Source organism: Pseudomonas sp. GX19020, from assembly GCF_023371075.1.
Lineage (GTDB): Bacteria > Pseudomonadota > Alphaproteobacteria > Rhodobacterales > Rhodobacteraceae > Pseudogemmobacter.
The window spans coordinates 54,126-78,668 of sequence record NZ_JAMCCR010000011.1 but is presented as its reverse complement, the minus strand read 5'-3'; the positions used below and the strand labels follow the sequence as shown (position 1 = coordinate 78,668).

Sequence of the window (24,543 nt, the reverse complement as noted above, 5' to 3'; positions counted from 1 at the left end):
GCTTCGCAAGGCAAGCGGGAAAGCGGATCCGCATCAGAGCCAGCGCCGGATGCTGTCACCCATCACGCGGCGCGAGATGCCGTAGCGATCCTGCAGGACCGGCAGGCTGCCCGCGTCAAGGAAGGCATCGGGCAGCGCGATCTGGCGGAAACCTGCGGGATGCACACCCGCGCGCATCAGGCAGCCCGCAACCGCCTCACCCAGACCACCGATCTCGGAATGGTTTTCGGCCACCACGACCAGACGGCCCGGGCGCTGCGCCTCGCGGATGATCGCGACCTCGTCCAGCGGTTTCAGCGTCGGCACATGCAGCACCGCCACATCGACGCTGTCCTTTTGCAGATCCTTGGCCGCGTCCAGCGCCCGCATCGTCATGAACCCGGTCGAGATCACCAGCACATCGCGCCCGCCGCGCAACAGCGCCGCTTTGCCGATCTGGAAGCGGTAATTGTATTCGTCCAGCACCACCGGCACCGCGCCGCGCAGGATGCGCATATAGACCGGGCCTTTGTGATCGGCAACGGCCTCGGTCATCTGTTCGACATCCACCGCGTCGCAGGGGTCGATCACCGTCAGGTTCGGCATGGCGCGGAAGATCGCGAGGTCATCGGTCGCCTGGTGGCTGGGGCCATAGCCCGTGGTCAGACCCGGCAGGCCGCCGATGAATTTGACGTTGGCATCCTGTTCGGCCACGCCCTGGCTGATGAAGTCATAGCAACGACGGGCGGCGAAGGTCGCATAGGTGGTGGCGAAGGGGATGAAGCCCTCTTTCGCCAGCCCGCCCGCTGCGGTCGCCATCAGCTGCTCCGACATGCCCATCTGGTAAAAGCGGTCGGGATAGGCCTGGGCGAAGATATGGATATCGGTATATTTCGCCAGATCCGCGCTCATGCCCAGAATCTCGGGGCGATGGCGGGCCAGTTCCACCAGCTTGTGACCGAAGGGGGCCATGCGGGTCGGATAGCCCTCATCCACCGAAGAGGACATGATGGTTGCGGCGGCAACCGGGGCTTTGTTGGTCGGGACGTTCATGCTGCCCTCCAGGCATCCAGCGCCGCATGGGCACGTTTCCATTCATCGCCATCCATCCGGACGAAGTGGCTTTTCTCGCGGTTTTCGAGGAAATCGACCCCGCTGCCCAGTTTGGTGTCGCAGATGATGATGCGCGGCTGCGCGCCGGTATGGTTGCGCGCGGTATCGAAGGCCTCGACCAGCGCCGTCAGGTCATTGCCGTTCACCCGCTGGACATGGAAGCCGAAGGCCTGGAATTTCTCGATCAGCGGCTCGGTCGACATGACCGACATCGAGGGGCCATCGGCCTGGATGCGGTTGAAATCGACAATCGCGATGATGTTGTCGAGCTTGTAATGCGCGGCGGAAATCGCCGCTTCCCAGGTCGGGCCCTCGGCCAGCTCGCCATCGCCCATGAAGGCATAGACGAAAGCCGGGTTTTCCTTGCGCTTGAGGCCAAGCCCCATGCCCACCGCCATCGGCAGACCAAGGCCGATCGATCCGCCCGACATCTCGGCGCCGGGGGTGTAATGATACATGCCCGACATCGGCAGGCGGCTGTCATCCATGCCGTAAGTCACCAGTTCTTCTTCTGGCAGGTAGCCGGCTTCGGTCAGAATGGCGTAATGTGCGATGCCGTAATGGCCGACCGAGAGGAGAAAGCGGTCGCGATCTTCCCATTCGGGCTGTTCGGGGCGGTGGGTCATGGCGTGCAGATAGGTGACGGCGAGCACATCCGAGACGCCAAGAGCCTGTGCGATATAGCCCTGGCCCTGCACCTCGGCCATGATCAGCGCGTTGCGGCGCACGCGGTAGGCGCGCTCGGCCAGATCGGAATTGTGCAGTCTTTTGCTTTGTGACATCGGTTCCTCTTCAGATCGTCTGTGCCCGCCTAAGGTGAGGGGCGGAATGGAAAGGGGGGCTGCCGTCAGCGCAGGGGCTGCATGGCGCAGCTCTGTCCGCCATCGACGGGCAGGCAGACCCCGGTGATGAATTGCGCCTGATCCGAGGCCAGAAAGAGCGCGGCCTCGGCAATGTCCCAGGCGGTGCCCATGCGGCCAAGCGGCACCATGCGGGCGCGGGCGGCCTGCATCTCTTCGACCGAGGCATATTGCCCGGCGATCTGGCGGTAGATCAGCGGCGTGTCGATGGCACCGGGCAGCACGCAATTGGCGCGGATGCCCTGGCGGGCATATTGCATCGCCAGCGCCACGGTGGCCTGATTGACCGCCGCTTTGGTGGCGTAATAGGCAAAATAGGGGTAACCCGACCACCGGATCGCCGCCAGCGACGAGATGTTGATGATCACCCCGCGCCCTGCGGTCACGAAATGCGGGATCACCGCTTTGCTGGTGCGATAGACCGAGCCAAGATTCAGCGCGACCGAGGCCTCGAAGTCATTTTCGCTCAGCTCGACCGGGCCACCCATATGGGTGACGCCGACATTATTATGCAGGACTGCGGGCGGGCCGTAAGCCGCGACCGCCTGGTCAACCGCCGCTTTGACCGAAGCGCTGTCGGTCACATCGGCTGTCAGGGCCAACGCCTCGCCGCCGGCCTCGCGGATGGCAGTGGCGGTGGCTTCGGCGGCCTCAGATGACAGGTCGATGCAGACCACCTGCGCGCCTTCGCGGCCATAGGCGAAGGCGGCGGCCTTGCCGTTGCTCCAGCCCTCACCCGAGGCACCGGCCCCGAAGACGAGGACATGTTTGCCGGTGAAGCGCGTACCTGCCTGGGGGAAATCTGCGCTCATCACAGGAACCCGATGGAAATGGCCGGAACCGCCGCGATCACCAGAAGCCCGCCGATCAGCGCGAAAATATAGGGCCAGATTGCGCGGAAGGCCTCATCCGGCGGCACGTCACCGATCTTGCAGGCGAGGTAGAAGCCGACCCCGATGGGCGGCGCCATCAGGCCGATATTCATCGCGACCACGACCACCATCGCATAATGGATGTCATGGATACCAAGGCTGCGGGCGATGGGGAACATCAGCGGCGCCATGAGCACGATGGCGGGCAGACCTTCCAGCACACAGCCGAGGATCAGGAAGATCACGATAGTGACCAGCATGAACCCGATCCAGCCACCGGGCAGCGACTGCATCATCTGTGCCAGCGACTGCGCCACACCGGCCTGCGTGATCACCCAGGCCATCGCCAGCGCGGTGCCAAGGATCATCAGGATCGCCCCGGTCAGTGCCGCCGTTTCCAGCAGCATATCGCAGAACTTCTTCCAGCTGATGCCACCATAAAGCACCATGCCGATGGCCATGGCATAGAGGACGGCGATGGTCGAAACCTCGGTCGCGGTGGCGATGCCGCTGGCCACGGAGGAGCGGATCAGGAACGGCAGCACCAGCGCCGGGGCGGCGATCACCAGAAGCTTCATCATCATCGCAAAAGGCGCGCGGCGGAAGCTGCCGGTGATCTCATGGCGGGCCTTCCAGCGGGCCAGACCGATCAGCACGGCCAGCAGCACGGCGGCGACCACAATACCGCTGGTGAACAGCCCCGCGATAGAGACACCGGCGACCGAGCCCAGCACGATCAGCACGATTGAGGGCGGCACGGTATCGGCCATCGCGGCTCCGGTGGCCAGCAGAGCGATCATCTCGGGCGGTTTGTTGCCGCGCCGCTTCATTTCCGGGAACAGCGCCGGGGCGACGGTCGCCATATCCGAGACCTTCGAGCCGGAAATGCCGGAGACGATGAACAAGGATCCCAGCAGCACATAAGACATGCCAGCTTTCACATGGCCGATCAGCGAGCCGAGGAAGTCGACGATGGCCTTGCCCATCCCGGTCGCATCCAGCACGCAGCCCAAGAGCACGAAGATCGGCACCGACAGAAGGATGATCGAGGACATGCCCTCATCCATACGGCCCATCATCACATAGACCGGCACATGGCTGCCAAAGAGCAGATAGGTCAGCGTGCCAAGGCCGAAGCAAAAGGCAATCGGAACCCCGCCGAGCAGGCAGGCCGGCACCAGCAGCAAGAGGAAGATCAGCAAGGATCCCGCGCCCATCGAGATCAGGACCGGGCTGGCCAGCCACATCGCGGCCCCGATGCCAACCACAATGGCGATGCCAAAGCCGATATCGGCCAGCCGATGATTGCGCAGCAGATATTGCAGCACCAGCAGCGTCATCAGCAGGAAGCCGAAGGGAATCGCCGAAACGCGCCAGGTGTTCGGAATATGCAGCGCAGCCGAGGTGATATACCACTCCTCCATCGCGTATTCGATGGCCGAGGGCAGCAGGGCGATCAGGAAGGCCGCAACGGCGACCAGCGAGGTCGCCTCAAGCCGGTCGCGCCAGACGGGCGTCAGCTTTTTCAGCATGATGGTCAGGCGCAGATGTTCATTGCGATCCAGCGCAATGGCTGATCCCAGCATCGCGAGCCACAGAAAACTGATCGAGGCCGCTTCTTCGATCCAGATCACCGGATAGGCAAAGACATAGCGCGAGACCACACCGCCGAACAAAAGCCCGACAACGGTAACAAGCAGCAGCGATGCGACGATCTCGATGGGTCGCATCAGGGGTGATCCGGCCCGGATGTCCTCGCTCATGCTGGCGATTACTTCGGCGGTATTCTGATCTGTTGCAGTCATTCTTTCCTCCCCGTATCCCGGTCAAAAAGGGACAGGTGGGCCCGGGGCGCCATGCCCCGGCCCGGTCTCATCCGGCCTTTGAGCCGGTATCAGGCCTGTGATAGCCGGCTGCTGATCAGGTCAGCTGGCCGACGACATTTTCCAGCGCACCCCAGGCTTCATCGCCGAATTTGCCATGCCATTCGTTGTAGAATCCGGCACTGCGCAGAACCTCGCGGATGGGCGCCGGGTCGGGCTGGTTGAAGGCGAGGCCATGTTCCTCAAGACTGGTGCGCAGATTGGCGTTCAGCACGGAAAGGTCGGCGCGCTCATCCATGGCGGACTGGCTGAAATTGGTCTCGACGATCTGTTGCAGATCTTCGGGCAGCGCCCCCCAGGACCGCGCATTCGACAGGAGCCAGAAGCCGTCCCACATATGGTTGGTCAGTGAGCAATGGCTTTGCACTTCATAAAGTTTGCCGACATCGATGGTCGAAAGCGGGTTTTCCTGTGCATCGACGACGCCGGTCTGCAGTGCGGTATAGGTCTCGTTCCAGTTGATGCTCGCGGGCGCGGTGCCAAGGGCCTGGAACATCGAGGTCCAGAGCGGGCTGACCGGCACGCGGATTTTCAGGCCCTTCAGATCATCCGGCGTCTCGATCGCTTTGGTCGAGGTGGTGATCTGACGGAAGCCATTGTCGAACATGCGCGGCAGCGCATAGAGGCGGGCATCGGCAATCGCCTTGCGGACCGCGGCGCCAACCTCGCCGTCCATCGCCTCCCAGACCTTGTCGTGATCGGCAAAGGCAAAGCCGACCCCGTTGATCGCCGCGACCGGCACAAGGGCCGACAGGATGATGCCCGACAGGGTAAAGAACTCCACCGCGCCCGAGCGCAGCTGGTTCAGCGTATCGGTGTCCGAACCAAGCTGGTTGCTGGGGAAAACGGCGATCTGGACGCGGCCATCGGATTGTTCGGCAATGCGGTCGCAGCCTTCCTGAACGCGATTGGCAAGCGGGTGGCCCAGCGGGAAGTTATGGGCGAACTTGTAGTTGAACTCCGCCGCATTGGCGCGGCCCGACATGATGAAGGGAGCGGCAAGCATAACGCCGCCGGTGGTCGCCAGAAACTGGCGACGGCTAGATTTAGGCATGATTTCCTCCCAGCGGAAAATGCGAGATGTCGCGATCCGTCCATTTTTGCTGCGTGCCAGGTGCCCCTCCGCATCTGCTGGCGATAGACGGTGTAAATTCATAACATGGAGTAATATATTCCATCAATGACCCAGTTATAAAAATAAATATTGAAAAACATGGTGTTATATTTTATTATACTTCATAATGTGGAGTATATAGTTCGTATCCCTCGGGGAAGACATGAAAAATCCTGCCGAATCCACCGGAAGTCAGGCGATTGACCGCGCCACGAAAGTGCTGGGCCTTGTGGCCGAAGCGCAGGGGGCGGGCGCCAGTCTGGCGCAGATCGTCACGCAAAGCGGCCTCAACCAGGCGACGACCCGCAGGCTGCTGGTCGCGCTGATCCGTGCGGGGCTGGTCGAGCAGGAGGAAAGCTCGCGGCGCTACTTCCTGGGGGTCTCGGCCTATGTCTTCGGGGTGATCGCGGCAGAGCGGTTCGGGCGCTATCCCATGGCCGATGCGGCGGTGCGCCGTCTGGCTGAAGGCAGCGAGGATACCGCCTTCTTCTCGCTGCGCCAGGGGATGAATTCGATCTGCCTGCGTCGGGTCGAGGGGGTGCATCCCTTCCGCTCGCATGTGCTGAACGTGGGTCAGCAGCATCCTCTGGGCGTGGCGGCGCATGGCATCGCTATTCTGGCCGCTCTGCCCCCGGCCGAGACCGATGCGATCATCGCCGGCAATCTTGAGATTTACCGCGACCATTATCCAATGCTGACCGAACCCCTCCTGCGGGATCTGATTGCCGAGACGCGCCGACGGGGCTGGGCGATCAATCGCGGGATTTTCCATTCCGCCGCATGGGCGATCAGCGTGGCGGTGCGCGGGATGCAGGGCGAGGTGCTGGGCGCCTTGTCGATCGGGGCGATGGAAAACCGGCTGGGCGAGGCGCGCCAGCCGCAGATTGTCAAACTTTTGCAGGCCGAGGCGAGGAAGCTCGAAGCCGCCTTTGCCACGATGGGGGCCTCTGCGATGCGAGGCTGAGCGGGAACGGCCAGTCGCCCGGAGGAGGGGGGACTGACCAGGGAGGAGATGAGAATGCAACTGAGCGATGAGGGACTGTTGCCCGAGGCGCTGGCGCGGCGGCTGACCCATGCAGGGCCGTCTGGAGGCGCGCGGATCGAGAGCTATGCCGGGTCGCTGATCCGGGCCAAAGTCCTGCTGGTCCCGGGCCAGAGCTTGGCGGCCGCAGTCGGCGCGGCAGCGGCAGAACTCGGCATCAAGGCGGGTGCAATCACCCTGAGCGGCGCACGGCTGGATCCGGTGCGCTATGTGATGCCGACTTATGCCCGCACGCCCGAGCATGTCGCCTATTACAGCGACACCTATGCGCCCGCCGAAGGCTTCACGCTGGAATTCGCCACTGCAACCTTTGGTTTCCGCGATGGTGGACCGTTTCTGCATTGCCACGCCCTGTGGCGGGATGCGGCGGGGGCGTTGTGCGGCGGCCATATCCTGCCGCTCGACACGACCCTGGCCGAACCGCTCGAGGCCGAACTGACCGGAACCGGCGCGGCTGTGATGCGGGCTGAATTTGACCCGGAAACCCGGTTCACCCTGTTCAGACCCTTCGCCACCGGCTCCACCGCAGAGCAGGGTCGCTTCATCACCGCGCATATCCGCCCGAATGAAGATTTTCTCACCGCGATTGAGCGGATCGCCCTGCACCATGGCATCCGACAAGGCCGCATCCTCAGTGGCATCGGCAGCACGGTGGGCGTCGTCTTCGAGGATGGCACGGCGGTAGAGGAAATCCCCACCGAGCTTCTGATCACGGAAGGTCAGATCACGAACACCAATGGCACCCCGCGCGCCGATGTGACCATGATCCTGATTGACGCACAGGGGCGTTTGCTGAGCGGTCGCCCGGCGCGCAACCTTAATCCCGTGCTGATCTGCGCGGAGCTTTTCATCGAAGACCTGACGGATCACTGAACTCCAAGCCCATCGTCACACCAACATCGCCTGACCGGCACCGAGGAACGCATGGCACGCTACACCGCATCGCATTGGGGCATCTATGAGATCAGCCCGGACAGCGCCGGAAATCCGGCGATCCAGCCGCTGAAGGGCGACCCCGACCCGTCGGAAATCGGGCTGCATCAGCTAGACCCAGGCCTGCTGAAATGCAGGGTGCGCCAGCCTTCAGTGCGCAAAAGCTGGCTGGAGCACGGGCCGGGCGCCGCGCCGCATCTGCGCGGGCGCGAGCCCTTTGTCGAGGTCAGCTGGGACAAGGCACTGGATCTGGTCGCCGCCGAGGTGGACCGGGTGCGCAAGACCCATGGCAATGAGGCGATTTTCGGTGGCTCTTACGGCTGGGCCTCGGCGGGGCGGTTCAACCATGCACAAAGTCAGATCCACCGTTTTCTGAACGCGGCGGGTGGGTATGTACGCCATACCGAGAGCTATTCGCTGGGCGCGGCGCATGTGATCATGCCGCTGATCGCAGGCACGATGGCGGATCTGATGGCGGATCACACCTCCTGGGATGTGATGGCCGAAGAAACCCGCCTTTTCGTGACCTTCGGCGGTGTGCCGCGCAAGAATTCGCAATCCTCACCAGGCCTTGCCGGCAAGCACCGTGTGCATGTCGGATTGCAGGAAATGGGCCGCGCTGGCACGCGCTTTGTCAATGTGGGCCCGTGCCGCGACAATCTCGACACCGGGACCGAGGTCGAATGGCTGGCGATCCCGCCCCATACCGACACCGCGCTAATGCTGGGGCTGGCCTGGCAGCTTCAGGCCGACGGGCTGCATGACCGCGCCTTCCTTGATCGCTACACCGTGGGATATGATCGTTTCGCCTCCTATCTGATCGGCGAAAGCGACGGGGTGCCGAAAAGCCCGGACTGGGCCGCCGCAATCTGCGGTGTTCCGGCGGAGCGCATCACGGCTTTGGCGCGTGAGATGGCTGGCACCCGCACCATGCTCAATATCCAATGGTCGCTGCAACGCGCGCATCACGGCGAGCAGCCATTCTGGATGCTGGTGACGCTGGCGGCGATGCTGGGCCAGATCGGCTTGCCAGGCGGCGGCTTTGGTGTGGGCTATGGGCCTGCAAACACGATGGGGTCGCGTCACCGCAGGCTGTCCGGTCCCTCGCTCGATCAGTTCCGCAATCCGGTCGAGGCCTATATCCCCTGCGCCCGCATCGCGGATATGCTGCTGAACCCCGGAGCGCCGTTTACCCATTCCGGGCGGCACCTGACCTATCCCGATATCCACATGATCTATTGGGCAGGCGGCAATCCCTTCCACCATCATCAGGATCTGAACCGCCTGATCCGCGCCTGGCAGAAACCGGCCAGCATCGTCGTGCATGAACCCTACTGGACGGCGACTGCCCGCTTCGCCGATGTGGTCTTGCCCGTGACCACCGCGCTGGAGCGCAACGATATCGGCTATGCCACGCAGGAGGGCTATTTCGTCGCCATGCGCAAGGTGACGGATCGGTTCGAGGGCGCGCGCGACGATTATGACATCTTCTCGGGTCTGGCCGAGCGGCTCTCGATCGGCGAGCGCTTCACCGAAGGGCGCGACGAGATGCAATGGCTGCGCCATATGTGGGAAGATTGCCGCGAGAAATGGGCTGCCCGTGAGGTGCCTTTGCCCGATTTCGACAGCTTCTGGGAAGAGGGCCTCGTTGATCTGGAATTTGCCGCCAAAAGCCAGACCATGTTCTCGCGGTTCCGCGAGGATCCCGGGGCGCATCCCCTCACCACACCGACTGGCAGGTTCGAGATCAGCAGCGACCGGATCGAGGGTTACGCGCTGCCCGGTTTCACGCCGCACCCGGTCTGGCGCGAACCGGTGGAGTGGCTGGGCGCGCCTAAGGCGCAGCGCTATCCGCTGCATCTGCTGTCTGATCAGCCCGCGCGCAAGCTGCACAGCCAGCTGGACCCGAGCGTGCATTCCGCGCGCGGCAAGATCAGCGGCCGCGAGCCGGTCTATCTGAACCCGGCCGATGCGGCGGTGCGGGGGATCTCGGCGGGCGATATTGTCGAGGTCTTCAATGCGCGTGGCCGTTGCCTTGCCGCCGCCGTTCCGACGGACGACCTGCTGCCCGGCGTGGCGCGGATTTCTACCGGCGCCTGGTATGACGGGCGGGCAGAGGACGGGCTTGAAAAGCACGGCAATCCGAATGTCCTGACGCTCGATATCGCCGCCTCGCCGCTGTCACAGGGCTGCGCGGCGCAGACCTGTCTGGTCGAGATTTCAGGGCCAGTCTTTAACTATCCGCCCGTCACAGCGTTTATTCCTCCGGACATCTTAGCTGAGAAAGCATGATACCAGAATACGTCGGCCGAGTGTTCAGGATGCCATGCCCCCGAAGCAACTTGCTTGGTGAAGAATTTCCATAGGCTGACGCACTGCCGACAGCACAACATACCCAACTGCGCATCAAACCGCCCATAGGGGCGGAGAGCCGCCTGACGGCAGTGCAGCGTGGCATCTGCAGCGAACACGGGAAAGCGGTCATTCAAGCGCAACGCAGCGGTCCCTCTGCTCTACGACCCAGGTTCCATTGCACATTTAACGGCGGCGTGCCGAACGCTTGAGGTTCATTGTGTCAAAGGCATCACGGCAAACCGGGATAGGTTGCGCGGGATGGTGGAGCAATCGATCGGCATCGTCACCGCACTCAACCCCTACATCGGCTACCAAAACGCCACCGAGATTGCGCTTGAAGCGCATCACAGCGGGCGTGGCGTCTACGAACTGGTGCTTGAGCGTGGGCTAATGCCGAAAGAGCAGCTTGATGCCGTGTTGCGCCCCGAAATGCTCACCCGCCCTCAACCTCTGCTGCCACTAGTGAACTCTGACCGCAAATTCCAATGAGCAGTACCTTTTGCCTCAGAGCTATTTGACTGGATTCCCACGCAGGTAGGAGGCATAGGGTGCATGCACCAACCACCCTGCATCCACAGGCAGTATGGTCCCCGTGATTGAGGCGGACTGATCTGAAGACAGGAACCAGATCGCAGCCGCAATATCTTCCGGCAGAACGAACTTGCCCAGGGCAGTCGTCTTCTTGATTTCTTCCGGGTTCCGCAGACCCTGCTCGATCTTGGCTTTCAGCCCATCTGAAAGTGTGTAGCCCGGCGCCACCGCATTCACTCTGACACCGTAAGGTCCTAGCTCGGCTGCGAGTATCTGCGTCAGCGACCAGACTGCAGCCTTTCCTGGAGTGTAGGCCGGAAGTGAAAGCGGTGCGAGGCTGGCGAGCGAGCCGATGTTGACAATGCTGCCCCGACCTTGGTCGCGCATCAGGCGCCCGAATATCTGGCAGGCATAGAGAGTGCCGTTGTAGTTCACATCCCAGAGGCGCGCATTCTCACCGGCATCCTGGTCCAGAACTTTTTTGCCGCTCTGGAGAATGCCGGCCGCATTCACCAGAATGCTTGGAACCCCGAGCCGGGTCACAGTTTCAGCGGCCAGGTTATCCATCGATGAGATATCGCTCACCTCAGAAGCGACGAACTCCGCAGTGCCGCCCTGGCTCCGGATCAGGTCTACAACCTCCTCCCCGCGTGCGACATCTCGGCCGGTTACTACAACCGAAACGCCCTCGCGAGCCAGTCGTTCGGCAACCGACCAGCCGATACCGCTTGTGCCGCCCGTCACGACGCCGACGCGCCGCCCCTGTGCCACGGTCATACTCCGGCCTCCCGGACATTAAGGAATTCGGCCAGCAGATCCATCTGACACTCCATCATGTGTTTGCCGTATTGAACCTTGCAGCCCAGAGCGATTGCCCGCTCGAGAAGCGGCGTCTCCCGTGGCTCCATAATGATATCGACAACCGTCATCGACGCGTCGAGGTGATCCAGGTCGAGAGGTGTAGGATCGTCAGTCCGCAGGCCCATCGGCGTTGCATTGACGATGAGCTCGTGACCTCTTGGGTCAGCCAGTCCTGCACGCACCTTGCAGGCCGGGAAGGCGGCCTCAACAAGTGCTGCAAGCTCTTCCACCTTGGCTGTATCCACATCAGTGATCGTCAGCTCACTGGCGCCCTCTTCGGCGAGACAGTAGGCCAGTGACGATCCGGCGCCGCCGGCCCCAATCAGCAGGGCTTTTCTGCCACGAATTTCATGCCCGGTTCTCTGCATCCCCAGGACAAAGCCCGCGCCGTCAAAGTTGTCGCACAGGAAGGAGCCATCCGGCTGGCGAAGGACCGCATTTGCGGACTTCACCCTGGCTGCGCGCACGTTGGAATGTTGGCAGGCGTCGAAGACGAGCTTCTTGAACGGAACGCTGACGATCATCCCCTTCAAATTGCTCATCGCCTCGAAGCCGGCCCAAACCCGATCAAACTGCCCGACCGGGAAGCTCACAGGAACCATAATGGCGTCCAGCGCTTCCATCTCAAACAGGCTATTGAAAAGCCCGGGTGACTTCGTGTGATGGACAGGATCCGCAATCATCAGATAGACGGCACTTTTTCCGGTGACGAGCAAAGGTCTACTCCATTGTTCTGGCAAGGGGGCATCCCGCCCGGGCGGAGATGTTCGTGCCGGCATGAATTCTGGGTTGTTGCCAGGAAGGCGTGGCGGCGTTGATTTGCCGCCACGCAGGTCGATGAATCGAAGTACTGTTCAGATCATTCCGATGACACGGCGAAGGCCACGCCCTTCAATTCCTTTGGAAGAACCGGGAACGGGAAGGCCGTCTTGAAATACTTCTGATAGAGCGTTTCCATCGTGCCATCTTCGACCAGCCCCTTGATGTTCTCACCGATCGTCACGGCAAGTTCCTCAGAGTCCGGCGCCACAACGTAGCTCAGGTAGGACACATCCACCTGAATCTTCGCCTCGTATATGCCGGGGGCAGCGGCCTCGACGCCCATAAACTGCGGATTGAACGAGCCGAAGAATTCGGCCTGGCCAGAAAGAAGGGCCTGCACTGCGGCGGAGGCGTCGTCGAAACGGAGGAGGACCGTGTCAGGCGGGGCCAGTTCCGTAACATCCGTGTCCATCGAACTGCCGCGCTCCAGCGCAATCGAGCGGCCAGACAACTGACTCATTTCGGTCAGCGGATCATCGACCGGGCCATAGACGTTCGCCAGGATGGATGCATAGGGCGCGATATACTTGACCGCGGTGGCCCGATCCGGGAATACGCCGAAGGGCATAGCCAGGAGGTCCACTTTCCCCGTCTGCAACTGTGAGATCCGGTTTGCGCTGGTTACGGAAACATAATTAATCCGGACACCGAATCTCTCTGCCAGGGCCGCTGTGAGGTCAATGTCGTAACCTTGATTGGCACCGGCACTGTCAATGAAGCTGAACGGCGGCTGATCGGTGTAGATTCCGATATTCATGACGCCCCGCGCCTGAATTTCCTCCAGCGTCACTGCTGATGCCGAACCGGCGATCATTGCTGCGAACACCGAGATCGTGCTGGTCGCCAAACCGACAGAGCGGACACTGGCAGAAATTTTTCTGATGATGTTGAGCATCATGGTTCCCTGTTGATGTTGATTTTCGTTCTGTTCGCAGCTGTCAGACGCTGCGTTTTGCCGTGTCCACTCTTGCGAAGCGAGCAGTTGAACTCGTCTGGGATGCGGCCACACCCAAACATTAGCTGTCATCGTATGCGCCCTTTCAAGGGTCGCCAATGATCAGTGTTAGTATGACCTATGGTTTCGGATTCTGAGTATAGATCATATCTTATGATTGGCAGCCTGCATGCGCGAGTCAAGGAAAAATTCCGCGCGCTGAAGGCAACACTAAAAGAATAGATATAAAAGATATGATCATTGTGAGCGAGCAGCCGCTCCTCGCCCTGAGGCGGGGACCAGTCCGACCTCACGATCCAGTTAAAGCCGATAGCGACCAGGCGCGTCACTTCGCAGGTGCCAGATCAATTCCGTCCGGGTTGAACGAGGTCCAGCCGGCCGTATGCAGCCACCATGACGTAACCACACCAGCCTCTTGCAGCTGGGCCTAACTCTTGATGTCAGGGGCAATATAAACTCATGCGGCGGAGCCCAAAGGCCCATGTCGCCATGTAAGGGCTGGATCGCGAGCAAGCATAGAGTGGCCGGGAGGCGTCCTCCCGGCCCTCGAGTTATCTCAGCGCTTCCAGAGGGCTATGAGTGCCGCGAGATCCGCCTCGTCCTTCGCCGTCAAGTCCGTCAGCGGCGAGCGCACCGGACCGGCATCGAACCCTTGCAGGCGCACACCGGCCTTGACGGCCGAGACGGCATAGCCCTTGGCGCGACTGCGGATTTCCATGAACGGATAGAAGAAGTCGTTCAGGATCTTTTCGCAATTGGCCCGGTCACCGCCGCGCAAGGATGCGTAGAATTCATTCGCCAGACCCGGCACGAAGTTGAACACCGCGCTGGAATAGGTGGTGAAGCCGGCACCCAAATAGGCCTCGGCGAACAGTTCGGCGGTGGGCATGCCGCCCAGATACATCAGCCGGTCGCCCATCTTGGCGGTGATCTGGCGCACCAAACCGATATCGCCGGTGCCATCCTTGAAGCCGATCAGGTTGGGGCAGGCATCGCACAGACGGGCCAGTGTATCGGCCTGCAGCACGGCATTGTCGCGGTTATAGACCATGACGCCGAAATCGACCGATTGGCAGATCTTCTTGACGTGCTGGAAAAGGCCTTCCTGCGGCGCGTCGATCAGGTAATGCGGCAAGAGCAGGATGCCGTCGGCGCCGATCTTTTCCACCGATTGCGCGATCTCGATCGCCATTTCGGTGCCATAGCCGCAGCCCGAAACGATGGCGGTCTCGCCCGACACATCCTTGGCCGCCTTGACGATGCCCGGGATCTCCTGCGGCGACAGCGAGAAGAATTCGCCAGTGCCACCCGCCGAGAACAGCACCGGCGCGTTAAAGCCTGCCAGCCATTCGACATGGGCGCGGTAGGGCTCTTCGGCAAATGCGCCCTCGGCGTCGAAGGCGGTCACCGGGAAGGATAACAGGCCGGAGCCGAGTTTGGCCTTGAGCTCGTTTGGGGTCATGGCAGCATTCCTCCTTATGATGGGCTGTGACGAACTCACATCATGAATCTTCGCATGGGTCAACCAGTTGTATGATCAATATGCAGATTAGATAATATCACATCTCGAGAACACAAGAAGTTCCCGCGCCTGAATCTCGACGAGGTTCGGAGCGCTACAGGCGTCAAATATAGTATGTAACATTATGTTATATATCGACTAGCTGTCATAACGCTGCTGCTGGTCTGGCCATGAGACCATCCGCATTGGCGCTCGTATTTGATCAAGTATAGGGCTTCGGAAACACGGGGACCAACGCGGACTGGAGAGGATTCACCTTGATGTAATAATACAAATAGATACATATCATACTACAGAGGAATCTCTGCGGCATGGGGGCTGCACAAGAGTGCCCAGGACCTCCAGTAGCTGTAACTGCTTAGGATCAGCAACAACATCATCTGAAAGACATGGCATGACCTTTAATCCTCACGGAAGAAACCTTATCGCCGGTGAATGGATCCGCACCGAGGCGCAGTTCAACAATGCACCCGCCCATGGCCCGGTGCATTCCTTCTCGGTCGGCACGGTCGATCTGGTGAACAAGGCCGCCGAGGCCGCCGAAGACGCCTTCTGGTCCTATGGCTATTCCTCGCGCGAAGAGCGCGCCACCTTCCTTGACACCATCGCCGATGAGATCGAGGCCCGCGCCGAGGCGATCACCGAGATCGGCGCCTCGGAAACCGGCCTGCCCACCGCCCGCCTGCAGGGCGAGCGTGGCCGCACCACCGGCCAGCTGCGCCTCTTTGCCAACCATATCCGTCAGGGCGATTATCTGGATCGCCGCTTTGACGCCGCCCTGCCCGACCGCCAGCCCGCACCGCGCCCGGAAATCCGGCTGGTGCAGCGCCCGATCGGCCCGGTTGCGGTCTTTGGTGCCTCGAACTTCCCGCTGGCCTTCTCGACCGCGGGCGGCGACACCGCCGCCGCATTGGCCGCTGGTTGCCCGGTGGTGGTGAAGGGCCATTCCGCCCATCCCGGCACCGGTGAGATCATCGCCGAGGCGGTGCATGCCGCCATCCAGAAATGCGGCGTGCATCCGGGCGTGTTCAGCCTGATCCAGGGCGGGCGCCGTGATGTCGGCACCGGCCTTGTCACCCATCCGCTGATCAAGGCGGTCGGCTTCACCGGCTCGCTGGCCGGGGGCCGCGCATTGTTCGACCTGTGCGCCGCGCGCCCCGAGCCGATCCCCTTCTTCGGCGAGCTGGGCTCGGTCAACCCGATGTTCGTGCTGCCCGAAGCCGCCAAGGCGCGGGCCGAGGCGCTTGGCGCCGGCTGGGCCGGATCGCTGACCATGGGCGCGGGCCAGTTCTGCACCAATCCCGGCATTGCCGTGGTGGTGAATGGCCCGGATGCTGACCGCTTCATCGCGGCGACCAAGGAAGGCCTGGCCAAGGTCGGCGCACAGCCGATGCTGACCGAGGGCATTGCAAAGGCCTATCGCGACGGGCAGCACCGCTTCCAGACCCGCAACACCGTCAAACCGGTGCATGAGACGGTTTCCGAAGGCCGGGTCGCCAACCCGAACCTCTATGAAACCACGGGCGACCAGTTCCTGGAAGACCATGCCCTGTCCGAAGAGGTGTTCGGCCCGCTGGGTCTGGTGGTCCGCGTCTCCTCGGCCGAGGATATGGTCCGGCTGGCCAAAGGGTTCGAGGGTCAGCTGACCGCGACGCTCCACATGGATCAGGCCGATACCGACACTGCGCGCAAGCTGGTGCCGGTCCTGGAACGCAAGGCAGGCCGCGTGCTGGTCAACGGCTTCCCGACCGGCGTCGAAGTCGTGGACAGCATGGTGCATGGCGGGCCCTATCCGGCCTCGACCAATTTCGGGGCGACCTCGGTCGGCACCATGTCGATCCGCCGCTTCCTGCGCCCGGTCAGCTTCCAGAACCTGCCGCTGGATCTGCTGCCCGAAGGCGAAGCCTGATCCTGCCTGCGGCGCGCCCCCGCATTCCGGGGCGCGCCAAATACCTTTTGGCGACAGAAAGGGTCCGTTCGGGGAGTCCTGCAAATGCGTCCCGCACCAGTATTTTGCTGCAACTGCTGAATGCCGGCCTAGTAAGACTTATGCCACAAGCCGGACAATACCCGTGCTTCCCCGGTTGCCCCACATTTCAAAAATCGCAGTCACGTCAGTGGCGGCGGTCCGCCAGGCCAGTTAGGCCAGAAGGTAGTCTGGCACAGGTATACCCTCTTTCATGGAACGCATGCGGGCCCGCCTGCGTCGCGCGGAGGGCAGTCTGCTTTGCGGATTGTCGCGTGTCAGACCGGCAATGAAGCGACCCGCGGCGGAAAGATTTCCGCCACCGGGCACCATGCCCTCCGGGTTAATTGCGATCATCAGATATCCGCCACGTAAAGGTCCGCCGTCTCTGGTATCGATCTCAAGTGCCTCTGCACTGGACATGTCTCCCAGAAGAGGGCCTGCAAGGAGCTCAATCATCAGCCCCAGAGTCACCCCCTTATGGCCCCCAAAGGCCTGAAGCGAACCCGAAAGCGCCGCCTGAGGATCATTTGTCGGTTGGCCTTGAGAGTCGATCGCCCAGCCATCAGGCAGAGCGCGGTCGCTAAGGCGATGCAGCTCGACTTCCCCACGCGCGACCCTGCTAACCGACTGGTCGAAGATGAAGCTTCCGCCGCCGGGTCCGAGTGGCGTACCAAAGGCCATCGGGTTGGTTCCGATTGCTGGTCGCAAACCGTCACTCAATGCCACGCAGTGATGGCCGAGCGTGAAGGCCAGGGCGACAAGCCCAGCATCCACCACCGGCTCAATATCGGCCCAAAGGGCCGAGAAATGATAGCAGTTGCGGATGGCCAGAAGCCCGATGCCATGTTTGCGGGTGGTTTCAATCAGAGCCTCTCGCCCCAGCTGCAAAGCGAGGGGCGCAAAGCCAAGATCCGCATCCACCCGCACCACGGCGCTGTCCTGGCCGGTGATCTTCGGATTCGCATGGGGCCGGACCTTGCCACTTTGAACTGCCGCAACGCAGCCCTCGATGCGGTAGAACCCGTGCGATTGGCATTCATCACCCTCCGCCGCGACTATGACCTCACTCATTGCAACGGCATGGTCACGACGAATGCCTGCGGCCTCCAGCCTGGTCGTGACAAGCGCCAAGACCTCGGGAAATGGAAGTTTCCGGCTCATCTGCTTTCACCCGCTCGGATCTTCAGTGATTCAGGATCTGCGCCAGAAATGCCTTGGTCCGCTCGTATTGCGGATTTCCGAAGAACTCGGTCGGCTTTGCGCTTTCAACGATCTGCCCCTTATCCATGAAGATCACACGATGTGCGACCGCCTTGGCGAAGCCCATTTCGTGGGTCACGCAGATCATTGTGATCTTCTCCTCGGCAAGAGAGATCATGGTATCAAGCACTTCCTTGACCATCTCCGGATCGAGTGCCGAGGTCGGCTCATCGAACAGCATGACCTTCGGACCCATGCACAGAGCCCGAGCAATGGCAACGCGCTGCTGCTGGCCGCCCGAGAGCTGAGCCGGATACTTATGAGCCTGTTCGGCGATGCGAACACGCTCCAGGAAGCGCATTGCTGTGTCCCTGGCCTCTGCCTCCGAAACGCCCTTCACACGGCGCGGTGCGAGCATGCAGTTCTCCAGCACCGTCTTGTGCGGAAAAAGGTTGAACTGCTGGAAGACCATGCCGACCTCACGACGGATCTCATCGGCGTTGGTGCCCTTGCTGTTCAATTCGGTGCCGTTCACGACGATGCTGCCCTTCTGGATCTCTTCCAGGTGGTTGATGCAGCGGATTAGTGTGGATTTTCCGGAACCGGAAGGGCCGCAAAGAACGATATGTTCTCCTTCGGCAACCTCAAGATTCACGTCCTGAAGAACATGAAGGGGGCCGAACCACTTGTTCACGCCCGTCATGCGAATTGTCTTGTTGCTCACCTTGGATCTCCTCGGGCCGCGGGGTCTATGCGGAATTGATGCCCCGGGGATATCCGCCCCGGGGCGAGTGGGTTACTGAGCGGAGATGGCGAAGGTGACGCCATTGAGTTCGGCCGGAATTTCCTTGTAGGGGAATTCGGTCCCGAAGTGCTGTTGGTAGAGCCCTTCGAGTGTGCCGTCTTCGATTTTTGCCTTGATCACGTCCGCGATGTCGCCGGCGAGCTCTTCCGAGTTCTTGGCAACGACATAACCGAGATAGGATGTGCCGAGTGTCACCTTCGCATCAAACCGACCCGGTGCCGCTGCCTCAACGCCCAGGAACTGGTGGCTGAACGTCCCCAGGAACTCAACCTGACCCGAAAGCAGGGACTGCACCGCCGAGGATGCATCATCATACCGCTGAACCACGGTTCCTTCGGGCGCGCTGTCGGTCACCTTCGTGTCCATCGAGCTGCCGCGCTCGACACCGACGCTGTGGCCGGTCAGAGCTGCCACATCGAGAAGTGCCACGTCTTTCGGTCCGTAGATGATTTCGAAGTTCTGCGCGAGCGGCGCGACATAGCGCACCACTTCGGCGCGATCCGGGAAGATCCCAAACGGCATCGCCAGAAGGTCGATGCGACCGGTCTGAAGTTGCGAGATCCGGTTGGCGCTGGTCACCTGAACATAGTTGACCTCGACGCCCAGCTCCTTCGCAATCAGTTGGGTCAGATCGATATCGTAGCCCTTGTTGGCCCCGGCAGCATCAATGAAGCTGAAGGGCGGCTGGTCGGTCACGATGCCGATGTTCATCACTCCGCGTGACTTGATTTCCTCAAGCGTGACAGCCTGGGCGGCAGCTGCGAGGGCCAACATGGATGCACCGGCAAGGGTGCCAAGGGTGAAAAGACGGCGGGTCAGAGTTTTCATGGTTCTCTCCGTTGGTTGATGGGTCGACTTATTTGATCGCAAGGGCGCGTCGGGACGCCCAGGCGTTAGCTTGCTGCGGCAATCCGCGCCTCGAGCTTTTCGCTCAGCCAGGACAGCGGGAAGCAGATGCAGAAGTAGATTGCGGCAACGATCCCGAAGACCAGCAGAGGCTGGAAGGTGTTGTTCGAGATGATCTGGCCGGAACGGGTCAGTTCGACGAAGCCGACGATCGAGACGAGCGAGGTGCCCTTGATAAGGCCGACGAGGAAGCCCACCGTTGCGGGCAGCGAAACTTTGAAGGCCTGGGGCAGCACGACGTCATACATGCGTGACCAGTAACCCATGCCAAGCGCGCGGGCCGCCTCGACCTGCCCCTTCGGCACCGCCTGGATGCCACCCCGCCAGATCTCACCGAGGAAGGCGCTCGCATGCGCGGTCAGACCAATTGAGGCCGCAATCCAGACGTTGAGATCCAGGCCCATCAGGGCGAGGCCATAGTAGACAACGAAGAGCTGGAGTAGCATTGGAGTGCCCTGGAACAGCTCGATGTAAAGGTAGGCAGTGACGCGCGGCAGACGCGCAGTTGCGGTGCGCATGAGTGCAATCAGCATCCCGACAAGTCCGCCGCCGATGAAGGCGATCATTGACAACAGGAGGGTCCACTTGACCCCATGTGCCAGGATCCAGAAATCGTTGGTGCTCAGTTCCCTGATCATGCTCTGGCTCCTCAGCGGGTGGGATAGGAAAAGTAGAACCGACCGATGACGCGCAGTAGGGAAGACAGCGTGACGGACAGGAACAGATAGATTGCGGTGACGGTGAAGAAGGCTTCGAAGCTGCGGAAGTAGCGGCTTTCGATGAAGAGCGCCTGATAGGTCAGGTCCGGCGCGGAGATCGACGATACGATGCTGGTCATCAGAAGCAGCAGGATGAACTGGCTGCAGAGACCGGGATATACCGCACGCAAAGAAGGTTTGAGAACGACATCGAAGAAGATCTGACGGCCGTTCAGGCCAAGGGCCCGACCCGCCTCGATTTGCCCCTTGGGCAGAGCGTCAACCCCGCCACGGACCACCTCGGCGATGTAAGCGGCGGTGTTCAGCGACAGGGCTGCAATCGCGGCCGTCTCGATGGAGAGTTTAATGCCGAGTGATGGCAGCCCGAAGTAAACAAAGAAGAGTTGCACCAGGAAGGGCGTGTTGCGGAGAGACTCGATGAAAACCCGCGACAGTATCCGGATGACCGCGACCTTGCTCTTGCGGCCGAGCATGACCAGCGTGCCAAGCACCATGGCGATGAGGATGGAAACCACGGTGTAATACATCGTGTTCAGGGCACCCTCCAAAAGTAGAGGCCATGATTTCCAGATCACCGTGAAATCGAACTGGTATCCCATTGCTGTTTCAGCCTTCCCTGTCTTGTTTTTTCTTGTGTTGCGGCTTTTAGGGCGTGATCTCGAATTCCGCGTCGATCTCCACAGAGACGTTGCGCGGCAAGGAACCGGCACCCATCGCTGTGCGGACATGGCGCCCACGTTCGCCGAACACATCGACAAAAATATCCGAAGCGGCGTCGATCACCTCCGCGTGGCGATCATAATCCGGCACCGCATTGACGAAGCCCCGCAGACGGATGCAATTCCGGACGCGCTCCAGATCGCCGTCCAGCGCCAGCTTGAGCTGAGCCACCACACTCAGCGCGCAAATCCGCGCCGCATCGCGCGCCTCTTCGAGGCTGATCGTTGCGCCAACCTTGCCAACGTGCCTGACCTCACCATTCAGTCGTGGGATCTGGCCCGAAACATAGATCACCGAGCCAATTACTTTGGTCGGGACATAATTGGCGGTGGGTACGCCGACGATCGGCAGGCTGATGCCCTTCTCAAGGAGACGTTCTGCGACTGTTTTGGTCATTGTGCTGTCCTTATTCATTACTCAGCCGAAGAAGGTCCGGATCGCGGCGACCACCCGATGGCTGGGATCAACCCCGTAGATGAGTTGGTGTTTGTCCAGGGTTGTGCAGGGGTGCCGAATGCCGAACTCGATGACATCACCGGTGCGGATCTGCGCCTCACCACCGTCAAGGAAAGCATGCTGATCGTTCAGCTTTACGGTCCTGGCGTTGCCCTCCAAAGAGACCAGGCATTCCCCGTTTCGCCAGACCGCAAGCGGCACCGGCAGGCCCTGATCATGCGCAACATCACGCAGGCCAAGGCCACAGATCGCAGTGCCGTCTCCATTCACGGTCAGGACTTCGGCCCAAAGCCGCAGGGCAGGCTCAAATGCGGCCCCGATACGGGCACGTGCCTCGGCATTCAGGACATCACGTCCCGCCATGGCCTTCAGGCGGTCACGGATATTGCCATTGTCGCTGAAATAGGCCGCGCCGCTCCGGAGAAGCACGGTTGTGTTCCCATCGCCTTGTGCCACCGGCACAAGGCGGGCGATCACGTAGTCGAATAGGCCGGATCCGCCTGCGGAAACGATCAATTCCCGACCTTCGCCCACCGCCCCGCGCATACGCCGCAAGGCGTCGGCCGTGCGTGCGAAGAGATCATCCATCTTCGCCTCGAAGACGGTCGGGTCCGGATCATTCGCCGTTCCCTCATAGGCTGCGATGCCTACCAGTCGGATACGATCGTCTTCCAGGCCCGAGATGAAGGCTATCAACCTATCCGCCGCAGAGGTCGTAGACACGCCACCACGCCCGATGCCAATCTCTATCAGCAAGTCGAGGGCGGGAAGGCTTGCATCGCCCTCCCAGACACCAGCCAAATCATTGACAAAGTCGATGCTGTCGACAAAGAGCGCGATCCGGGCTTCGGGATGTGCTGAGGCCAGGGCCGCAAGCCTGCGGACGGCGGATTTTCCACCGATCTGATTGGCGATCAGAACCCGTGGCAATCCATGAGCCAGCATGACGCCGGCCTGCCGTAGGTCAGCGGTGGAGATGCCCCATGCCCCATGAGCCATCATGTCCTTTGCGAAAACCGGAGACATGGGTGTCTTGATATGGGGCGCGATCCGGCAGCCGTATTGAACACAGGTGTCAAACAGCGCCTGCCGGTTTCTTTCATATTGGGCCAGATCGACCGAGATGAGCGGCAGCGACATCTTACCGCCCGCCGGGGTCCAGCCCTGGCGCGCGATGTCCGCTGCGGTCAGTCCTTCTGCACCCGGAGGCACGCCACGGAAACCAATTTCAAGGCGGAATTGCCCATCCGCAGTTGCGATGTCGGTGATGCCGGTCATAGCTCAGGCCTTCAGATACTGATCGGCAAGGTCATTGGCATGGGCCTCGGCGGTGCGGGCCTCGGGCTTGCCGTAGCCGCCACCACCGGGCAACTCGATGACAAGCCGGCGCCCCTCGGGCACGAACTGGCGTCCTTTACCCTGCAGGGCAGTGCCATCGTCCAGATAGGCGCGGCCGGCCTGGCCGTCCTCGCCGCCATCGCGGCCCCGCGCAGGATTGTCGATCCTATCAAACATGGCATTGAAGTGGAACTCATGCCCTTCGACCGTGGAAATCTCGACCACCTGACCCAAGCCGCCCCGCTGCCGCCCCGCTCCGCCGGAGCCCTCGCGCAGTTCCTTGCGCCAGACCACGATCGGGCCGACATTCTCAGTCGCCTCTACCGACATGCTGTGAACCCCGCTGGGGAAAGCCGTCGCATTCAGCCCGTCAAGACCCGGTCGCGCACCGCTGCCGCCGGAGTTGAACAGCAGAATCTCGGACCGGTGCAGATCAATCCCGTCTGCCTGCTGACCATTGGTCGGCCGCGCGCTGAGATGAATGTTCCAGAGCGCACCGGCGCCTTCTGCCGGCACTACCTCCGGCATCATCTTGTGAACCGCACCCAGAATGGTATCCGGAACAAAATGGCCAAGGACATGACGCACCGCAACCGCCGCAGGACGCTGAGCGTTCAGGATGCAATCCTTCGGCGCAACGACTTTGAAAGGCTTCAGGGAAGCCGCGTTGTTCGGTATTTCGGCCGCAAGGGAAACCTTGAGCCCGTATGCCGCGTATGCGGTGGTGTAGATCAGCGGAACATTGATACCCAAGGGGCTGGGGCCGGACGTTCCTGCGAAATCCGCGATGATCTCCTCATCCTTCACAGTGAGTTTGACGGCAAGATCCACCGGCGCGCCATAGCCGTCGACGCGCATCGTGTTTGTGTATTCGCCTTTGGGCAGTTTCGCGATCTGCTCGATTGTCGCCCGATAGGAGTTGTCAAAGATGAACTCCGACAGGTTTTCAATATCGGCCAACTGGAACTCTTCCAGCATTTCGACAAGGCGCCGCTGGCCAACCTCATTGCAGGCCGCCAAAGAATAGAGGTCGCCGATGACCTGATCCGATTCACGCACATTGTTGCGCATGATGTCGATCAGCATGGCATTCACCACGCCGCGGTCCGCGAATTTCATGATCGGGACGAAGATCCCCTCCTCGTAGACTTCGCTTGCATCCGGGCCAAAGCCGCGACCGCCGACGTCGACGACATGCGCTGTGCAGGCGAAGAAGCCGACCAGCTCTTCCTTGTGGAACGCGGGGCTGACCACGGTGAAGTCATGAAGGTGACCTGTGCCCTTCCAGGGATCGTTGGTGATATAGACATCCCCCGGGTGGATATTCTCCCGACCGATGACATTTATGAAGTGGCCCACCGCCTCACCCATAGCATTCACATGCCCCGGAGTGCCGGTGACGGCTTGCGCAACCATGTCTCCTGCCTTGTTGAAGACGCCGGCAGAGAGGTCACTTGCCTCGCGCACCGAGGTGCTGAACGCGGTCCGGACCAGAGTGATCGCCTGCTCCTCGACGATCGAAATCAGTCGGTTCCACATGATCTGGAGCCGCATCTGCGAAACGGTATCGTGCTTCTGTTGCATGGCT

General features: G+C 61.3%; 22 protein-coding genes. 5 read left to right on the top strand and 17 right to left on the bottom strand.

The annotated features are described in order from the left end of the window. Window positions 1–33: 33 nt before the first annotated feature. The 5 genes from M3484_RS16175 to M3484_RS16155 all read right to left on the bottom strand — a co-directional run bounded on the left by M3484_RS16175 (window position 34) and on the right by M3484_RS16155 (window position 5,761). Window positions 34–1,032: a transketolase family protein gene (locus tag M3484_RS16175; RefSeq protein ID WP_249497987.1), complete on the bottom strand. Its 999-nt coding sequence runs from the start codon at window positions 1,030–1,032 to the stop codon at window positions 34–36. Continuing rightward, complete coding sequence (locus M3484_RS16170) at window positions 1,029–1,874, bottom strand: transketolase (RefSeq protein WP_249497985.1); 846 nt, start codon at window positions 1,872–1,874, stop codon at window positions 1,029–1,031. Before M3484_RS16170 ends, M3484_RS16175 begins: the two co-directional genes overlap by 4 nt. Before the next feature lie 65 nt (window positions 1,875–1,939). Next, window positions 1,940–2,764 carry an SDR family NAD(P)-dependent oxidoreductase gene (locus M3484_RS16165; protein WP_249497983.1) on the bottom strand — a complete coding sequence of 275 codons (825 nt, stop codon included), beginning with the start codon at window positions 2,762–2,764 and terminating at the stop codon, window positions 1,940–1,942. After that, a complete protein-coding gene (locus tag M3484_RS16160; protein ID WP_249497975.1) occupies window positions 2,764–4,629 on the bottom strand; it encodes a TRAP transporter large permease in 1,866 nt (621 codons plus the stop codon). Before M3484_RS16160 ends, M3484_RS16165 begins: the two co-directional genes overlap by 1 nt. Window positions 4,630–4,744: 115 nt before the next feature. Next, complete coding sequence (locus tag M3484_RS16155; protein WP_249497973.1) at window positions 4,745–5,761, bottom strand: TRAP transporter substrate-binding protein; 1,017 nt, start codon at window positions 5,759–5,761, stop codon at window positions 4,745–4,747. Between the two features lie 223 nt (window positions 5,762–5,984). Between M3484_RS16155 and M3484_RS16150 the strand changes: the two genes are divergently transcribed. The 4 genes from M3484_RS16150 (at window position 5,985) to M3484_RS16135 (ending at window position 10,640) form a co-directional block, all read left to right on the top strand. Continuing rightward, window positions 5,985–6,785: an IclR family transcriptional regulator gene (locus M3484_RS16150; RefSeq protein ID WP_249497971.1), complete on the top strand. Its 801-nt coding sequence runs from the start codon at window positions 5,985–5,987 to the stop codon at window positions 6,783–6,785. Window positions 6,786–6,839: 54 nt separating this feature from the next. Beyond that, window positions 6,840–7,736: a PCC domain-containing protein gene (locus M3484_RS16145; RefSeq protein WP_249497964.1), complete on the top strand. Its 897-nt coding sequence runs from the start codon at window positions 6,840–6,842 to the stop codon at window positions 7,734–7,736. A 51-nt stretch (window positions 7,737–7,787) separates the two neighbouring features. After that, window positions 7,788–10,088 carry a molybdopterin guanine dinucleotide-containing S/N-oxide reductase gene (locus tag M3484_RS16140; RefSeq protein ID WP_249497962.1) on the top strand — a complete coding sequence of 767 codons (2,301 nt, stop codon included), beginning with the start codon at window positions 7,788–7,790 and terminating at the stop codon, window positions 10,086–10,088. A 321-nt stretch (window positions 10,089–10,409) separates the two neighbouring features. Continuing rightward, window positions 10,410–10,640, top strand: a complete 231-nt coding sequence (locus tag M3484_RS16135) for a hypothetical protein (protein WP_502942472.1) — start codon at window positions 10,410–10,412, stop codon at window positions 10,638–10,640. A 21-nt stretch (window positions 10,641–10,661) separates the two neighbouring features. Here M3484_RS16135 and M3484_RS16130 read toward each other — a convergent pair whose 3' ends face one another. The 4 genes from M3484_RS16130 to kdgD form a co-directional block, all read right to left on the bottom strand. Then, window positions 10,662–11,459: an SDR family NAD(P)-dependent oxidoreductase gene (locus M3484_RS16130; protein ID WP_249497954.1), complete on the bottom strand. Its 798-nt coding sequence runs from the start codon at window positions 11,457–11,459 to the stop codon at window positions 10,662–10,664. Further along, window positions 11,456–12,259, bottom strand: coding sequence for a shikimate dehydrogenase family protein (locus M3484_RS16125; protein ID WP_249497952.1), 804 nt, complete (start codon window positions 12,257–12,259; stop codon window positions 11,456–11,458). Before M3484_RS16125 ends, M3484_RS16130 begins: the two co-directional genes overlap by 4 nt. A gap of 143 nt (window positions 12,260–12,402) precedes the next feature. Continuing rightward, the gene (locus tag M3484_RS16120) at window positions 12,403–13,260 is read right to left on the bottom strand and encodes a transporter substrate-binding domain-containing protein (RefSeq protein WP_249497950.1); all 858 of its coding nucleotides are present in this window, start codon (window positions 13,258–13,260) and stop codon (window positions 12,403–12,405) included. Window positions 13,261–13,876: 616 nt separating this feature from the next. Next, window positions 13,877–14,782, bottom strand: a complete 906-nt coding sequence (gene kdgD, locus M3484_RS16115) for a 5-dehydro-4-deoxyglucarate dehydratase (RefSeq protein ID WP_249497948.1) — start codon at window positions 14,780–14,782, stop codon at window positions 13,877–13,879. Window positions 14,783–15,236: 454 nt separating this feature from the next. Here kdgD and M3484_RS16110 point away from each other — a divergent pair, with 454 nt between their 5' ends. After that, complete coding sequence (locus tag M3484_RS16110) at window positions 15,237–16,751, top strand: aldehyde dehydrogenase (NADP(+)) (RefSeq protein ID WP_249497938.1); 1,515 nt, start codon at window positions 15,237–15,239, stop codon at window positions 16,749–16,751. Between the two features lie 231 nt (window positions 16,752–16,982). Here the strand turns inward: M3484_RS16110 and M3484_RS16105 are convergent, their stop codons facing one another. From M3484_RS16105 to M3484_RS16070, 8 genes are all read right to left on the bottom strand, one after another. After that, window positions 16,983–17,972: an Ldh family oxidoreductase gene (locus M3484_RS16105; RefSeq protein ID WP_249497930.1), complete on the bottom strand. Its 990-nt coding sequence runs from the start codon at window positions 17,970–17,972 to the stop codon at window positions 16,983–16,985. 22 nt (window positions 17,973–17,994) lie between these two features. Continuing rightward, window positions 17,995–18,714: an amino acid ABC transporter ATP-binding protein gene (locus M3484_RS16100; RefSeq protein WP_249498219.1), complete on the bottom strand. Its 720-nt coding sequence runs from the start codon at window positions 18,712–18,714 to the stop codon at window positions 17,995–17,997. A 93-nt stretch (window positions 18,715–18,807) separates the two neighbouring features. Next, window positions 18,808–19,644, bottom strand: coding sequence for a transporter substrate-binding domain-containing protein (locus M3484_RS16095; protein ID WP_249497928.1), 837 nt, complete (start codon window positions 19,642–19,644; stop codon window positions 18,808–18,810). A gap of 65 nt (window positions 19,645–19,709) precedes the next feature. Then, a complete protein-coding gene (locus M3484_RS16090) occupies window positions 19,710–20,360 on the bottom strand; it encodes an amino acid ABC transporter permease (protein ID WP_249497926.1) in 651 nt (216 codons plus the stop codon). Between the two features lie 11 nt (window positions 20,361–20,371). Continuing rightward, entirely contained in the window at window positions 20,372–21,040 is a 669-nt protein-coding gene (locus tag M3484_RS16085; RefSeq protein ID WP_249497924.1) for an amino acid ABC transporter permease, read from the bottom strand. 46 nt (window positions 21,041–21,086) lie between these two features. Beyond that, window positions 21,087–21,557 carry a RidA family protein gene (locus M3484_RS16080; protein WP_249497922.1) on the bottom strand — a complete coding sequence of 157 codons (471 nt, stop codon included), beginning with the start codon at window positions 21,555–21,557 and terminating at the stop codon, window positions 21,087–21,089. A 21-nt stretch (window positions 21,558–21,578) separates the two neighbouring features. After that, the gene (locus tag M3484_RS16075; protein WP_249497913.1) at window positions 21,579–22,895 is read right to left on the bottom strand and encodes an alanine racemase; all 1,317 of its coding nucleotides are present in this window, start codon (window positions 22,893–22,895) and stop codon (window positions 21,579–21,581) included. Window positions 22,896–22,898: 3 nt separating this feature from the next. Continuing rightward, the gene (locus M3484_RS16070; RefSeq protein ID WP_249497912.1) at window positions 22,899–24,539 is read right to left on the bottom strand and encodes a hydantoinase B/oxoprolinase family protein; all 1,641 of its coding nucleotides are present in this window, start codon (window positions 24,537–24,539) and stop codon (window positions 22,899–22,901) included. Window positions 24,540–24,543: the final 4 nt, after the last annotated feature.